Below are 15373 nucleotides of genomic sequence, written 5' to 3' on the forward strand. Positions count from 1 at the left end.
TTAAGAAAATGCTAGAGCAATCAAAATTAACCCTGCTCCTAATAATTGTAAAATTGTAAATACTTCTCCATAAAAACTTCCTAAAATTCCAGCCGAAATTGGCTCAAGTAGTAAAATCAATGCGACTTTACTTGGATGAAGGTGCTTTTGAGCATAATTTTGAGCAAAAAAGCAAAATATTGTAAATATCAATGCTGATACTAAAATAAGTATAAAAATCTTAGAATTTGAAATAGGAATTAGACTTAAATCAGCAAAAATTAAAGCCGATAATAAATACATTATCGTGCTGCCTACAAATTGAAAAAATATAAAGGTATTTAAATCATTTGATTTTAAAAATTTATCATTTAAAGCCACTAAAAGTGCAAAAAACACAGCACAAATTATCGCTAAATATTCGCCTTTTCCAAAATTATCAAAATTCGCATCACTAAATAAAAACATACCAAAACAAGCAAGTAAAGCTAGGAAAAATATCTTAAAACTAAGCTTTGCTTTGCTTATAAAAAAGCATAAAAATGGAGCAATAATTCCTTCTAAACCAGTTAGAAAAGCCACATTAGAGCTTTGAGTAAAGCTTAGTGCTTGGGTTTGAAAAATAAAGGCAAACGCCATACAAAAACCAGTGATTAATCCGTATAAATAAGTATTTTTGTAATGTTTTAAAATATCATTTTTAACCAAGAAAAAAAACACAATAGAAGCTAATAAAAATCTATAAAATAATAATTCATAGCTATTTATATAGTTTAATACCCACTTAGTAGGCAAAAACGATGCTCCCCAGATAACTACAGCAAATATTAATAAAAAAAATGATTTTTCTTGATGGTTCATAAATTAAACTTATTAAGATTTAAAATATCTTTTGAAAAATCAAAATAATATAAATAATCAAGTTTTACTTCATAACCTGCTAGATATTTTAATGCCAAAATACTTGCAAAAGTAGCACTAAACATAACAAATGGAGTTGCTTGGGGTTTTATCCTTTTTATTTCATTTTTGAATGCTATTTTTTTATTTTTTACAATACTAGCACTTATGAAAAACTCTTCAACACTAGCAAAAATCCAAGGAATATTATTAGCTTTAGCGTAATTATCAATTTCAGCTCTAACTGATAAATTATCAGTCGCATCCATAATCAAATCAGCACTAGGTTTAGTAGCAAAAAATTCTGCCGCACTCATTTTATAAGTTTTTATATCACAAAATGAACGCTCTTTTAATTTATTAAAACAATCAACCTTAGCTTTACCTTCATCGTTAAAGTTAAACATAATTTGCCTTTGAATATTGCTAAAGCTAACTATATCAAAATCAACTACACTAATACTCTTTATACCACTACTAGCAAGTGCGTATGCTATACTTGAGCCAAGACCGCCTGCACCTATTATTATGATTTCTTTGTTTTCTAAATTCTTTTGCTTATCTTTTAATAATAAAGTTTGTCTTTCATAAAAGTCGCTTGTTGATTTCATTTCTTACTTCCTTAAATTGCCAAAATTTAGCAGCTTCACTAGGTTTGCTAATTTCAGAAATTAATACTTCTTCAGCGTCGCTTAATTCTTGAACTATATCTCCATAAGCATTGCATAAAAAACTATTACCATAAAAATTCCACTCTAATTCATCTACTTCGCTAACACCGATACGATTTACTCTTAAAATATTAGTATTATTTAAAAATGCTCTCATTTTAATAAGTTCGCACCATCTAGAATTTGAATTATAAGTATTTGCCGTAGGAATTATCAATAAATCTAATTCATTTGCCTTTTTAAAAAACTCATCAAAATGTATTTCATAGCCAAATAAAACGCCTATTTTAAAATTATCACATTTAAAAGTATGCAATTTAATAGCTTTTGTTGAATTTATAAAAAAATCCTTTTCATTCCAATGTGAATACGGCATAAAAACTTGCTGATTTATATATTTGATTTTACCTTTATTTGCTACTAAGCAAGTTTTATTAAAACCTTTATTAGTGCTAAGAATTATAGGAGCAACTATACATAAATTATATTTAGCACTATATTCTTTTAAGGCTTCTAGTTTTACTTTGCTTTGCTCTTTTACTAAATCAACTGGCATTTGCTTTAATTCAGTAAAAAAATTATTTAAAACATACTCGCCTAACGCTACTAACCTAACATCTTTTTGCTCGCAAATCCTTAAATAATAATCAAGCCTTGCATTGCTTAAAGCCTGAGTGCTTAGTTGAAGTGCTGCTATTTTCAAAATGGCAATCTTTCTGTATCAATACTTAAAGAATTATTTTGTTTAGTTTGTTCAAATTCTTCAATATCTTTACTAGCCTTATCTAATAATTCTCTAGCTTCGTTTATTAGTTTCATACCATCTTTATACGCATCTACTAAATCAAATAAAGGCGTTTGCTCATCTTCAATTATTTTTAATTTTTCATCTAAAATTTCACAGATTTGTTCGTAAGTTTTTTTCATTGATTTACCTTATAATTTGGTGCTTCTGCAGTGATTGTTACATCATGAACATGGCTTTCTTTAAGCCCTGCACTAGTAATTTCTACAAACTCGGCTTTTTCTTGAAAATCTTTTATATTTATAGCTCCGTTATAACCCATTGAGCTTCTAAGACCACCAAGTAATTGAAACACTACATTTTTAATACTTCCAGTATGTGGAACTCTTCCTTCAATTCCTTCTGGCACTAGCTTTTCTTTTGCTGTTCCTTCTTGAAAATATCTATCAGAACTACCCTTTGCCATAGCCCCTAAGCTACCCATACCACGATACGATTTATATTGTCTTCCTTGATATGTGATAAATTCTCCTGGACTTTCATCAGTCCCTGCTAAAAGCGAGCCTATCATTACACTACTTGCACCTGCTGCAAGAGCCTTTGCGATATCTCCTGAATACTTTATCCCACCATCAGCAATTATAGGCACATTAAACTCTTTAGCAACTTCAGCACAATCACTAATAGCAGTAATTTGTGGAACTCCAACTCCACTTACTATACGAGTAGTGCAAATACTACCTGGTCCAATACCAACCTTTATAGCATCTGCTCCTGCTAATGCTAAATCCCTAACCGCCTTAGGATTAGCGATATTGCCTACTATTACATCTATATTTAATTCTTTTTTGATTTCTTTTAAAGTATCAATTATGCCTTTACTATGTCCGTGAGCACTATCCATAACCAAGACATCAACACCTGCATTTACTAAAGCTCTAGCCCTATCAAGTTGCCCTACTCCAATAGCAGCACCTACTACTAATCTTCCTAAGTTATCCTTATTTGCATTTGGATATTCTTTACGCTTTTTTAAATCCTTTATAGTAATAAGACCACAAAGAGTATTACTCTCATCTACTAAAGGCAATTTTTCTATTTTATTTTTACTAAAAATTACTTCAGCTTCATCTAAGGTGCAGCCTTTTTTAGCAGTAATTAAAGGCATTTTTGTCATTACTTCATCAACTATTTTTGAAAAATCAGTCTCAAATCTCAAATCACGATTAGTTAAAATTCCTAATAATTTTTTATCATTATCTACAACAGGAACACCTGAAATACTATATTCATTCATAATAGCTAAAGCATCACTTACCTTTGCTTTAGTATTAACATAAACAGGGTCATATATAATACCACTTTCACTTTTTTTAACCCTGATTATTTCTCTTACTTGGCTTTCAATATCCATATTTTTATGAATTATTCCAATTCCACCAAGCCTTGCCATCATTATTGCAGCCCTATGCTCTGTAACCGTATCCATAGCAGCCGAAATTAAAGGCATATTTAAATTAATATTTTTAGTAAGCTTTGTGCTAATATCAACTTCTTTTGGTAAAACTTCTGAATATTGCGGAACCAATAATACATCTTCAAATGTTAGAGCTTTTTTAATAATATTCACTGGATTTTCCTTTCGTAGTTTATTTTATTATAAGGGCTATTGATTAATTAAAGCCCATTTTAATTTCTTTAGAAAAATCGCTATTTAGTTCTTTTTGAATACTTTCTTTAAAATCATCTAATCTAAAAATTCCATCGCCTTGAGCAACTTTTATAGCAGTATTTTTAACAACCATTTTAATCTGTGCTCCACTTAATTCATAACTTTTTAAATCTTCTACTTTAAATCCTGATTCAAATTCCGCATTTTTTGGTAAGTGTAATTTCCAAATCTTCTCACGCTCTATTTCTGTTGGATTTGAGAATTTGATTTTATACTCAAATCTCCTTGAAAATGCTGGGTCTAAACTATCTAAAAAGTTAGTTGTAGCTATTACAATGCCATCAAATTTTTCTAGTTGTTCTAAGAAAATATTTTGCATTTGATTATGCATTAATTCACTTCCGTGACTTGCTACACTTCTAGTGCTTAAAAATTGATCGGCCTCGTTTAATAATAAAATAGGTGGAGTTTTAACGCTTTTGCTAATTATTTTATAATTATCAAAAATAGCACGAACATTTTTCTCACTCTCTCCTACATACTTATCTAATACTTTAGAGCAATCTAGTGTGATAATTTCTCTTTTTAAAGTTTTTGCTAAATAACTAGCACTCATAGTCTTACCCGTGCCTGGAGGTCCATAAAAAATTATATTAGCTCTTAAAATATCATCTTTTACTATGCCCCAATCTTTCAATCTTTTTGCCACACTTTTGGTTGAGCGTTTTTTAAGACTTGTTGCTAAATCGCTAATATCTTTACTAACTATTAAATCTATTTCATTTATTTCTAAATATTCAAAGAAATTTAATTCTTCTACAATAGCTTTAATATTTTCGCCTTTATTTGGGAAAAAGTATTTTAAAGCATTATCACTTATAATAAATCTATTATCATTACCAACATATTCAATTAATTCATTGCTAAGCAACTTAGAATCATCACTTAATAATTCATAATTTCTAATCTTTTCTAATTGATAAGGATTAATTATGCTTAATAATTCTTCATAATGAAGTGGTTTTTTAGAGCCTGTTAATTCTTCTTTTAATAAAGCCATTAATATAAGAGTTTCTTCAGCACTCAAATCATAATCTTTCATAATTTCATTAAAAGGATTATGAAATTTTGGGCTATTTTTAAGCCTTGTATTAATCAAATCAAGTCTTAAATCCGAAGTTAAAAACTCTAATTTAATCCTAGCATCAATCATATCAAAGCAATCATTTAAATAAACGCTTAAATCAGTATAAGGCTTATGTTTATATTCTTCTAATTCATTATCACTAATTAATCTTGCTCCATCAAATTCATTAGCAAGGTTAAAAAATACATGAGCATATCTTGTAAGTGCTATTGATTGAAATAAAATAAGCCCTGCATTATCTTTATAATTAAACTGCTTTCCGCTTGCTTCTTGAATAAATTTTTTCTCATATAGCTCAACAAAATTTGGTAAATACGAAACCATTTGAGCGGTAGTATTAGCATTAAAAGCATCTTCTACAATACTATGAAACTTTATCCCGAAACGAGATTTTATAGTTTTATTTAGCATTGTTCTTAATATAATGCACGCTTCTTTAGATAGACCTTGATTTAATAACTTTAAATATAAAAAACTCTCTTCGTAATTATTACTTAAAAACTCTTTAATTTTTTCCAATTTCTAACTCTTTTTTTAATTCTTTTTTCAATACTTTTCCAGCAGCATTTTTTGGTAATTCGCACTTAAAAATTATAGTTTTAGGAACTTTATAATTTGCTAAATACTTTTTAAGATACTTTTGAATTTCTTGAGCGTTTAGTGTAGCACCTTCTTTTAAACAAACATAAGCAACAACGCTTTCATCTAACTCACTATCCTTAACACCTATAACAGCACAAGAATCAACTTCATCTAATTGCATAATAATATCTTCAATTTCTCTTGGATATATATTCATTCCTTTTGCAATTATTATGTCTTTTTTCCTATCTACTATATAAATAAATCCATCTTCATCAAGTCTTGCAATATCACCTGTTTTAAGCCATTCGCCTTCTATTACTTCATTAGTAAGCTCAGGTTTGTTGTAATAACCTTGCATTACACAATCACCCTTTACAATTAACTCTCCTATTTCTCCGATAGGCAATTCTTTTAAATCATCATCTACAACTTTTACTTTATATCCGTGTAATGGCAAACCTACTGAATTAACCTTTTGCTTATCTAGGCGATTTACCGCAACTACTGGAGAACATTCGCTTAATCCATAGCCTTCTAAAACTGCGGTTCTTTTAAATTTTTCCTTATAGGCTTTAAGAGTTCCTTCACTTAAGGCACTAGAGCCTGATACTATAATTCTAATTTTATGAAACCACATAAAATACCAAGGTAACTTTGCTTTTAATAAAGCATTTAGTATCACGGGAACTGAAAATAATATCGTAACTCTTTTTAATAGAATTTGTTTTATAACATTTGAAAAAGGTAAAACGGAACGCTCAATTACAAGCGAACAACCCGAAAGTAAAGGTAATAAACAAACTGCTGTTAAAGTAAAACTATGAAACATAGGCAAATACGCTATGGCTCTATCTGATGATTTGATTTTAAAATCATATTGAGCTGATTTGATATTTGATAAAATATTTTTATAACTTAATAAAACTCCTTTAGGAAGACCTGTGGTTCCTGAAGTGTATATTATATGAACGCTATCATCAATACTAGCTTCACACTTAAAATTATAAACGGGTGCATAATCTAAATAACTTGCCAAATATCCATCTTTTAAATTGTCATCAAAAGAATGGTATATTAAAATATCTTTAAATTCATTAGCTAATTCAGCAGCTTCTTTAATATCTTTTGAAACTATTAATAATTTTGCATCGCAGTCTTTAATAATATACTCATATTCTTCACATTTTAGCATAGTATTAATAGGAACTGCGACTGCTTTTAAAGATGCTATTGCAAAATATAAAATCATAAATTCTTTACAATTACTCATAATAAAAGCTACATTGTCACCACTTTTAACGCCTTGATTTTGTAAAAAAGCTATCATTTTATCTACATGAGTTTTTAACTCTTTAAAGCTTATTTTTCCATTTGCATCAAAAATAGCAACTCTACTTAAATTAGAATAATGTTCTAAGTATTCATAATAATTTTGCATTTACATCCTTTAATTAAAACTCATAATTGATACCAACATTTACAATCTGATTTGATTGATTTGAAAACTTACCTTTAGTCTGTATCAAAATATTATCAGTAACATTATTTACTTTAACATCAGCATAGTGTTGATATGCTCCCGCTCCTGTTACTTTTAAGTTTTTGTTTAATCTATATTCAAGTCCTAAAGAATACATATACATTCTACTATCTTTTGCTAAAAAGCTTATTTTCTCGCGTCTTACCGGACTATCTTCTGTAGAAAAACCTAGCATAAGCGATAATTCTTTATCATAGTTATATCTATAACCAAAGCTAAGTAATGTTGTATCTCTCCAACCTTGTTCTAAACTACTTTGTAAAAATGATGATAAAAAATACTCTTCAATAGCTTGCTTATCTTTAGGGTCTAAAGTAGCACTTATACTCATAGCAACTTTTTGAAAACCTTCAATAGTCTTACAATCATTACCAGATGCTGCACACTTTTGCATAAATTGCATTGTTGCGAGCTTTAATGATTGTGGAATTTCTGGTGAATTTATTTTTAAATCCAATGTTTTTGCTTTACTCCAAAATGTTCTTCCCATATTAAACATAAACTCGTGTTTACCATATTCATAGGCAATACCAAAATTAGCATTAGCAGGATATAAGAAATTAGCACTCACATAACCATTATAACCAACTTTACTATCTTGAGTAGGTAAAGTTCCAACTATAGAACCAGTGTTAGGGTCTATTTTATATACTTCACTCATAAGACCAGCCAATCCAATACTCATAGCTGCTAACTCTTGAATAGACATTTGCATAGAATTAAATTGTTCTTGATTTTTTGGAGATAAATTATTTGCAAAATCAAACATTCCAAACTTTGACATTTTAAAATCAATATTACCTTCAAACTTATTTTTATAAGAAGAATTATAAAGTAATGAAAATCTTAATTTATCATCAAAATATTTAGGAACATAAGTTAAAGATAATTTGTATCCAAATTTATAACCATTATCTACCCTAGCATCTCCTTCATATACCCAAGAATAAGGATGTGCATTACCTTTTTCATCAACCCAAACTCTATTTACACTACTAATATCTGCTGGAATATATCTAGGATTTTTTGCATTATCTTTTAAAATATTAAATTTAATTCTAGTATGATTTAATGTTAAACTTGCACCCAAACTTAATTCATCAATAGGCTTATAAGCATAGGAAATAGCTGCAGTTCCACCACGAATATCCATATTATTAGCAAGTGCTTTTGCATAATCACTATTCCATCCATAAACAGCAGCAAAATCAGTATAACCTGCAAATCCAACAAAATGTTGCTCGTTAATAGGATAAACAAATGCAAGTGTTGGTATAAAGAACGAAAACTCTTTTCCGTGTGCATCAGTGGCGTTATAATATGGTTCGCCATCTAAACCATTTACCAATTCATTTGTAAATCTTGAGCCAGCAGCATTGTAAAAATTTGAACTAAAATGCAATTGTGGATTTTGTCCTAAAAATCCCATATTTGCTGGATTTATAAAAGCCGCATCGGCACTAAAACTCTTTGCTAAATTTGAGCTAGATAAAGCTACTCCATCAGCACTCAATGGAACTAGCTTATAATTTGATGCTAGTAAGCTACCACTAACAACAAATGATAAGAAAACCTTATTCATTGACTCAATTTGTCCTTAATTTTTAAATAAAGTTTCGATTATATATTTTTAAAATTAATTTTTCTTTACAAAGGATAATTTTTACCTTATTAAGCTAATTATACAAATAAATGTAGATTAAAAATATTTTGAGTAAAAATAAAGATTAAAAAGTGATGTTAAATTACTATTCAACACCACTTAACATAGGAACAAAAGTGCAAGAATCAAGAATGATTTCTTCTATTCTATCTTTATGCTTAATATATTTAGTAATATATTGTTTATTTTCATTTCCAACAGGAGCTACTAAAATTCCACCAACTTCAAGTTGAGTAAATAATACATCAGGAACTTTATTTGTATATGCAGATAGTAAAATTCTCTCATAAGGTGCATAATTTTTAAGCCCATTATTTCCATCAGCGTGGCGAACATATACATTTGCCTTGATTGTATCAAGATTTTTTATTGCTTTATTTGATAATTCCTTTATTCTCTCAAGAGAAAAAACTCTTCTAATAAGATTACTCAAAAGTGCAGCTTGATACCCGCTACCACAACCAATCTCAAGCACACTATCAGCACCAACAGGCTCTAGTGCTGCTGTCATCTTTGCTACTGTTATTGGTGAGCTAATCCATTGATTTGAGCTAAGCGGCATTGCGTGAAGCTCATAAGCAAAATTACTCATAGGCATAAAAATTTCTCTTGGTGTATTAGCAAATGCTTGTTTAATCTCATTGCTAATATTAACTTCATTTGCAATATTTTCAGCAAGTCTAGCACATTTTTGCTGTTCGTAAATATCCTTAAAAATCATCAAAACTCAAGCTTCCTTTACTATAATTTGTAACTTTACTTTCAAAAAAGTTACTCTTTTGGTCGTTAAATTTAGAAAAGTCATCAACCCATTTAATAGGATGTTTTGCATTATATTTTTTATCAAGTCCGATTGAGCTAAGTCTTAAATCTACTAAATAATGAATATATTCAGTAATTATATCATCAGTAAAGCCCATAATTTGATTTTGAGTAATGTATTTACCCCATTCAATTTCAAGCTCTGCAGCTCTTTCAAACATTTCATAAATTTTAGCAATTGTTTTTTCATTAAATAAATCAGGTCTTTCTTTTCTAACTGAATTAATCATATTTTGAAACAACAATAAGTGAGTGATTTCATCTCTTTGAATAAATCTAACCATTTGAGCAGAACCTAGCATTTTACCTGCACGAGCTAGTGCATAAATTGCAGTAAAGCCACTATAAAAATAAATTCCTTCTAGAATTTGATTCGCAACCATTGCATATAGTAACTTTTCATCAGTTACATCTCCTGCAAGTTCTTCATATAAACTTGAAATAAAATCATTTTTCTTTCTTAAAGTAGCGTCGTGCTTTTCCATTTCATATATTAAATCAGTATCATCACAAATAGCTTCAACCATTACCGCATAACTTTTTGAATGATTTGCTTCTTCGTAAGCTTGTCTTGCTAATACTGCATTAATCTCTGGAGCTGTTATATAAGGGTTGATATTATCAGCAAGGTTATTGGTTTGAAAACTATCCATAGAAATTAGTTGGCTCCATACTAAATCATACATTCTTTTTTCACTTGAAGTTAAATTACATTTATAATCAAGTGCATCTTTTGTAGTATCAACTTCTCTAGGAAACCAAGTATTAGCTTCCATTAAATCCCATAATTTTAAAGCCCACTCATATTTTGCTTTTGTAAAATTTAATATACCTTGTGGATTTCCACCAAATACTCTTCTTGATGTTAAATCTTCATTACTTTGTGGATTATAAATTCTTTTTCTATCCATCATTTGTTCTCCTTAAGGACTATTGTGTTTGAAAATAAATCGTGTATATATTGCCTATCTTTTCTAAAAAATGGAAATAAAATACCAAATAATAAAGAAAATGTAAGCACAAACAATACCAATCTAATAAAAACTTGAAATAAACTTGCTTTTTTACCATTTTTATTTCTTAAATGCAAACCTAAATATTTATACCCTAAACTCTGACCTTTAAAAAATAAAAGTAAAAATAAAACTAAAAGATAAGTAATGGTTGCAAATAATATAAAAGATTGATTTTGTCTATACTCACTAGCACTACCTACTAAGATATAGGTAGTGAAGTATTGTATTGGCATCATTATCATAAACATATCAACAATGCCAGCTTTTAATTTATCATAAAGGCTAGCTAAACTTACCTTAGCCTTTGCCATTTTTAAACTTTAAGTAATTGTGTTTCTTTTTCTTTAACTAATTCATCAGTCTTAGCTATTGCTGCATCTGTTAATTTTTGAACTTCATCGTAAGCTTTTTTAGCTTCATCTTCGCTTACTGCTTTATCTTTTTCTAATTTTTTTACAGCGTCATTAGCGTCTTTTCTGATATTTCTAATAGCTACTTTGCATTTTTCTCCCATTGCTTTTGCAGCTTTAGCATTTTCTTCTCTTTGCTCTTTAGTCATTGGTGGGAAAAATAATTTAACTCCATCAGCGTCAGCATTAGGATTTACACCGATATTTGCTGCTTTTATAGCAGTATCTATAGCCTTAATCATAGATTTTTCCCAAGGACTAATAGTAATTGTCGTTGCATCAGTTGCCAACACGGTTGCAACTTGATTTAATGGAGTTGGGGTTCCATAATAATCTACAAAAACATTATCTAATATAGAAATATTTACTTTACCTGTTCTTAAAGTCATAAAATCTTTTTTTAAAGAATTGTGAGCTTTTTCGTTTTGTTCTTTTTGTTTTGAATAAATATCATTTAACATTAGTATTCCTTTTATTTAATTGATTCTGGTAATGCTTTAGGCTGATTAGTGTCATTAAGTTGTTTGCTAGCATTTTCTAGTTTATTTACTAGACTTTCACCAGTTTTAGTGTTATAACTATAGCTTAAATAAATAGTATTAGCTACTAGCAAAACTCCTATAATAAAAGTAAATTTTGCTAAAAAACCAGCAGGACCTTTAGCTCCAAATAAGCTCTCATTAGAACCACTATAAGCACCTAAGCCTATACTTGAGCTTTTTTGCATAAGAACGCAAGCACAAATAATAACTACTAAAATAAATTGAATTGCGATAAAAATTGTGTTCATATTACTTCTTTCGTTTAAAAATAAAGTTTGTATTATATGTTATAAAATTTAAAATAAGTTAAAGCCTTCAAAATTGAAGGCTTAAAAATTAGTCTCTAATGCTTCTTAAGATATTTAATAAAGATATAAATAAATTAATAAAGTCAAGGTATAAAGCAATTGCACCTTGAATTGGTGTTTGATAAGCTCCACGAATTATCATTTGAGTATCATAAATGATAAAGAAGCTAAATACTATTGCTCCAACGCAAGAAACTATTAAATGTAAAAGGTGGCTTTGGAAAAATAAGTTTAATAAAGACGCACCTATCATAATTAATAAAACTATAAAAAATCCTTTAGCAAAAACGCTAAAATCCCTTTTAGTTGTAAATGCAAAAACACTAAGACCTGCAAAAGCTAAAGTTGTTAAGAATAAAGCTTGAGCAATAATTGTAGCACCTGCTTGACTTTGTAAAGTAATATAAATAATTCCAGTAAGGCTTAATCCACTAATAAATGCAAATGCAAATAACATAGCAATAGCACCATTAGTTACCTCACTTTTTCTATTTAATATCATAATTAAGGCAATTTCTACTATAAGCGTTCCTATACTAGCCCAAATATTGCCAACTAAAAAACTAGCTAAATAAGTAGCACCTAAATAAGCTCCTAAAGTAGCTGCAACTAGTGAAAGTGCAAAATACATATATGTATCTCTTACAAAAATAGCAGCATCTGAGCGAATTGCTGAACTAGCACGAGTTCTTTCGTATAAACTCATAATTGTCTCCTTGTTATTATTAAATGCACTTGATTATAACTAAGTTAGTTAATATCTCATTGAAATTTTTTTATATAATTTCGCTTTTTAACAAGGATAAAAAATGGATAAATTAATAAAAGGCGCATTGCAATTTATGCAAGAAGGGTTTTTAGAACATAAAGACTTATTTAAAGACTTAAAAGAAGAGCAAAATCCACATACATTATTTATAGGTTGTGCTGATTCAAGAGTAATTCCTAATCTAATAACTTCAACAGTTCCAGGAGAATTATTTGTTGTAAGAAATATAGCAAATATTATCCCACCATATCGTGTAAAAGATGAATATTTAGCAACAACTTCAGCTATTGAATATGCTTTATATGCGTTAAATGTTGAAAATGTAATAATATGTGGGCATAGCAACTGCGGTGGATGTAAAGATATTCCTAGTAAAAAAGCAGAACTTTTACCTAACGTAAAAAAATGGGTTTCTTTAATTGATGATATTAAACAACAAGTTGATTTTACATTAGAACTAAACCACTACGAAGGTCAATACGCATTAAGGTCTTGGATGATAGAAAAAGCAAATATTTTAAATAGCTATGAGAATTTATTAGGCTATCCTGAAGTTCAAAAAAGAATTGATGAGAATAAATTAAAAATTAGAGCTTGGTATTTTTTAATAGAAACAGGAGAAATCTATGAATACTGCCCTAATGACGGACACTTTAAACCATTAAAGGATATTAAATGAGAATTTTATTTATACTATTATTTGGGGTTTTTTTATATTCTAATGAGCTATTAAATAATATTGATAATTTTTCTACTAAAAACATAAAAATAGAAGAATTAAATAAATTTTTAGCTGATGAAAAAGATGAAAACAGCCAAAATAAACTCAAAATAAATTCTGAAATCAAAGAATTAAAAAATGAAAAAAATCAAATACTAGCAGTATTTCCAACCCTAATTACACCAGAGAATTTAGACAAAAACATATTAAAAGATATTAAAAAAACTAATAATGATAAAATTTTACAAGCAGTAGAACAAAATTTTTATGAATGTTTATTAGAAATTATTTCTTATCTAAATTCTAAAGAAGAGCATAAAACAGATTTAAAAAATCTAATAGATGAACGCATAAAAACGATTAGTAATTATACAAGTGATAACCAAGAGGTAAAAATTAAAATCAATTCTTATACAGAACTTTTAACATATCTTAGACTAAATACAGATATATTTACCACTAATGATATTTTTAAGCAACTAGATACTAATAAATTTTTAAGCAAATTTAATTCATATTTTCCAGAAGAAGTAAATAAATATATAAACCCTGGCAAAGTGATAATATGCACTCTTATAATGCTATTTATATTTTTATTAAAAAAATTAGTTCTTAAAATAATTTTTGCAATAATTTTAAGAGTATTTAAGAAAAACCATGATGATCATTCATTGCAATTATTACAAAAATCAACAAAACCATTAATTGCTTTATTTTATATATATGGTTTATGGTTATGTTTTCTAATAGCATTCTATCCTGCTCCAATTATGACACTTATACTAACGCTATTTGGCATTATTAATACTATGGCATTTACTTGGTTATTAATAACTATCTTAGATGGATACGGAGTAATAATTATTTCAAAAATTGCTAAAAGAAGCGGTAAAAAAGAAATAATAAATCTTATGCTAAAAATACTATATTTTATAATAGTATTCATAGCTATATTAATCATACTTGCTAAATTAGGTTTTGATATTTCAGCAATTATTGCTTCATTAGGTATTGGTGGTTTAGCAGTTGCACTTGCTGCAAAAGATATTATCGCTAACTTTTTTGCTTCTGTTTTAATGTTATTTGATAATTCATTTTCTCAAAGTGATTGGGTAGAAATTAACGGAATAGAAGGAACAATAGTTGAAACAGGTCTTAGGAAAACAACCATAAGAACTTTTGATAACTGCTTAGTATTTATCCCAAATTCTACGATATTAAATGGAAATATAAAAAATTATTCAAAAAGAAAATATGGTAGAAGAGTAAGAATGAGCGTTGGCTTGACATACGACGCAAGCACAGAGCAAATACAAAATTTTATAAACGATATAAAAGAATTGCTGACAAGCAATAATATAATTGCTAACGAAAACGATGATGTATTTCAACACAAAAACAAAAATTATTACAAACAAAATTTAATTTCTGTCAATGATTTAGAAGGCTTTAAATCATCAATTTATGTTTGGCTAGATGATTTTGCTGCAAGTAGTATCAATGTAGAGCTATACTTTTATATAAAAAGCGTTAGTGCTAAACAATATTATGATGAAAAAAGCAAAATATTAATGGAAATTATGAAAATAGTTGAGAAAAATGGTCTAAGTTTTGCTTTCCCTTCAACTAGCCTTTATATTGAAAAACTTCCAGATACAACAAAATAATTCAAATATCCTATTTTAAATTCAAGAATTTAAAATAGGAATTTTAAATGAGATTTTTGTTTTTTATGTTTTTTAGTATATTTGCAAAAGCAGCTGATACAAACGTTAGCAATATGCTATTGTATGGCGATTTAACAATTTTAACGCCTTTAATCTGTCTCTTATACACATACGACGCCGCCCACGAATCAAGAGGGTGTTATCTCTGACTGTCTC

15 protein-coding genes and 2 pseudogenes are annotated in these 15373 nt (G+C 28.4%); 3 read left to right on the forward strand and 14 right to left on the reverse strand.

Annotation, left to right across the window (positions count from 1 at the left end; translation table 11 throughout):
* The 14 genes from KJQ99_RS02135 to KJQ99_RS02200 form a co-directional block, all read right to left on the reverse strand.
* Window positions 1-840 (reverse strand): DMT family transporter, encoded by an 840-nt coding sequence (locus tag KJQ99_RS02135; protein ID WP_214149863.1) that lies wholly within the window; start codon window positions 838-840, stop codon window positions 1-3.
* Window positions 837-1490, reverse strand: coding sequence for a HesA/MoeB/ThiF family protein (locus tag KJQ99_RS02140; RefSeq protein ID WP_214116838.1), 654 nt, complete (start codon window positions 1488-1490; stop codon window positions 837-839). The genes KJQ99_RS02135 and KJQ99_RS02140 overlap by 4 nt, the downstream gene beginning before the upstream one ends.
* The gene (locus KJQ99_RS02145; RefSeq protein WP_214119803.1) at window positions 1465-2256 is read right to left on the reverse strand and encodes a carbon-nitrogen hydrolase family protein; all 792 of its coding nucleotides are present in this window, start codon (window positions 2254-2256) and stop codon (window positions 1465-1467) included. Before KJQ99_RS02145 ends, KJQ99_RS02140 begins: the two co-directional genes overlap by 26 nt.
* Window positions 2250-2477: an exodeoxyribonuclease VII small subunit gene (locus KJQ99_RS02150; protein ID WP_214116840.1), complete on the reverse strand. Its 228-nt coding sequence runs from the start codon at window positions 2475-2477 to the stop codon at window positions 2250-2252. Before KJQ99_RS02150 ends, KJQ99_RS02145 begins: the two co-directional genes overlap by 7 nt.
* Window positions 2474-3925 carry an IMP dehydrogenase gene (gene guaB / locus KJQ99_RS02155; RefSeq protein WP_214149864.1) on the reverse strand — a complete coding sequence of 484 codons (1452 nt, stop codon included), beginning with the start codon at window positions 3923-3925 and terminating at the stop codon, window positions 2474-2476. The genes KJQ99_RS02150 and guaB overlap by 4 nt, the downstream gene beginning before the upstream one ends.
* A 43-nt stretch (window positions 3926-3968) precedes the next feature.
* Complete coding sequence (locus tag KJQ99_RS02160) at window positions 3969-5633, reverse strand: AAA family ATPase (RefSeq protein WP_214116843.1); 1665 nt, start codon at window positions 5631-5633, stop codon at window positions 3969-3971.
* Window positions 5620-7137 (reverse strand): long-chain-fatty-acid--CoA ligase, encoded by a 1518-nt coding sequence (locus tag KJQ99_RS02165; protein ID WP_214149865.1) that lies wholly within the window; start codon window positions 7135-7137, stop codon window positions 5620-5622. Before KJQ99_RS02165 ends, KJQ99_RS02160 begins: the two co-directional genes overlap by 14 nt.
* A gap of 13 nt (window positions 7138-7150) precedes the next feature.
* Window positions 7151-8821, reverse strand: coding sequence for an OmpP1/FadL family transporter (locus tag KJQ99_RS02170; protein WP_214149866.1), 1671 nt, complete (start codon window positions 8819-8821; stop codon window positions 7151-7153).
* 166 nt (window positions 8822-8987) lie between these two features.
* Entirely contained in the window at window positions 8988-9623 is a 636-nt protein-coding gene (locus KJQ99_RS02175) for a protein-L-isoaspartate(D-aspartate) O-methyltransferase (RefSeq protein ID WP_214116849.1), read from the reverse strand.
* Entirely contained in the window at window positions 9613-10635 is a 1023-nt protein-coding gene (locus KJQ99_RS02180) for a ribonucleotide-diphosphate reductase subunit beta (RefSeq protein WP_214117055.1), read from the reverse strand. Before KJQ99_RS02180 ends, KJQ99_RS02175 begins: the two co-directional genes overlap by 11 nt.
* Window positions 10635-11051, reverse strand: a complete 417-nt coding sequence (locus KJQ99_RS02185; protein WP_214116851.1) for an RDD family protein — start codon at window positions 11049-11051, stop codon at window positions 10635-10637. Before KJQ99_RS02185 ends, KJQ99_RS02180 begins: the two co-directional genes overlap by 1 nt.
* A gap of 2 nt (window positions 11052-11053) precedes the next feature.
* On the reverse strand, window positions 11054-11611 hold the full coding sequence (gene frr, locus KJQ99_RS02190) for a ribosome recycling factor (protein WP_214116854.1): 558 nt from the start codon (window positions 11609-11611) through the stop codon (window positions 11054-11056).
* An 11-nt stretch (window positions 11612-11622) separates the two neighbouring features.
* Window positions 11623-11940: a preprotein translocase subunit SecG gene (gene secG, locus KJQ99_RS02195; protein WP_214116856.1), complete on the reverse strand. Its 318-nt coding sequence runs from the start codon at window positions 11938-11940 to the stop codon at window positions 11623-11625.
* An 88-nt stretch (window positions 11941-12028) separates the two neighbouring features.
* Entirely contained in the window at window positions 12029-12706 is a 678-nt protein-coding gene (locus KJQ99_RS02200; RefSeq protein ID WP_214116858.1) for a Bax inhibitor-1/YccA family protein, read from the reverse strand.
* A 103-nt stretch (window positions 12707-12809) separates the two neighbouring features.
* On the opposite strand from KJQ99_RS02200, the gene KJQ99_RS02205 reads away from it, so the two are divergent.
* The 3 genes and pseudogenes from KJQ99_RS02205 to KJQ99_RS11250 form a co-directional block, all read left to right on the forward strand.
* Entirely contained in the window at window positions 12810-13448 is a 639-nt protein-coding gene (locus tag KJQ99_RS02205; protein WP_214116860.1) for a carbonic anhydrase, read from the forward strand.
* A 914-nt stretch (window positions 13449-14362) separates the two neighbouring features.
* Window positions 14363-14798 (forward strand): annotated as a pseudogene (locus tag KJQ99_RS11115) (mechanosensitive ion channel family protein); the annotation flags it as partial.
* A gap of 17 nt (window positions 14799-14815) precedes the next feature.
* Window positions 14816-15157 (forward strand): annotated as a pseudogene (locus KJQ99_RS11250) (mechanosensitive ion channel family protein); the annotation flags it as partial.
* Between the last annotated feature and the right edge of the window lie 216 nt (window positions 15158-15373).

This window comes from Campylobacter sp. 2018MI13 (genome assembly GCF_018501135.1).
GTDB lineage: Bacteria > Campylobacterota > Campylobacteria > Campylobacterales > Campylobacteraceae > Campylobacter_E.

Bases quoted from the DNA above. Each gene is read 5' to 3' on its own strand.
- KJQ99_RS02180 (WP_214117055.1), bottom strand. From the start codon at position 10,635: ATGGATAGAAAAAGAATTTATAATCCACAAAGTAATGAAGATTTAACA.
- frr (WP_214116854.1), bottom strand. From the start codon at position 11,611: ATGTTAAATGATATTTATTCAAAACAAAAAGAACAAAACGAAAAAGCT.
- KJQ99_RS02150 (WP_214116840.1), bottom strand. From the start codon at position 2,477: ATGAAAAAAACTTACGAACAAATCTGTGAAATTTTAGATGAAAAATTA.
- KJQ99_RS02135 (WP_214149863.1), bottom strand. From the start codon at position 840: ATGAACCATCAAGAAAAATCATTTTTTTTATTAATATTTGCTGTAGTT.
- KJQ99_RS02140 (WP_214116838.1), bottom strand. From the start codon at position 1,490: ATGAAATCAACAAGCGACTTTTATGAAAGACAAACTTTATTATTAAAA.
- KJQ99_RS02165 (WP_214149865.1), bottom strand. From the start codon at position 7,137: ATGCAAAATTATTATGAATACTTAGAACATTATTCTAATTTAAGTAGA.
- KJQ99_RS02185 (WP_214116851.1), bottom strand. From the start codon at position 11,051: ATGGCAAAGGCTAAGGTAAGTTTAGCTAGCCTTTATGATAAATTAAAA.
- KJQ99_RS02205 (WP_214116860.1), top strand. From the start codon at position 12,810: ATGGATAAATTAATAAAAGGCGCATTGCAATTTATGCAAGAAGGGTTT.
- KJQ99_RS02170 (WP_214149866.1), bottom strand. From the start codon at position 8,821: ATGAATAAGGTTTTCTTATCATTTGTTGTTAGTGGTAGCTTACTAGCA.
- KJQ99_RS02200 (WP_214116858.1), bottom strand. From the start codon at position 12,706: ATGAGTTTATACGAAAGAACTCGTGCTAGTTCAGCAATTCGCTCAGAT.
- secG (WP_214116856.1), bottom strand. From the start codon at position 11,940: ATGAACACAATTTTTATCGCAATTCAATTTATTTTAGTAGTTATTATT.
- KJQ99_RS02175 (WP_214116849.1), bottom strand. From the start codon at position 9,623: ATGATTTTTAAGGATATTTACGAACAGCAAAAATGTGCTAGACTTGCT.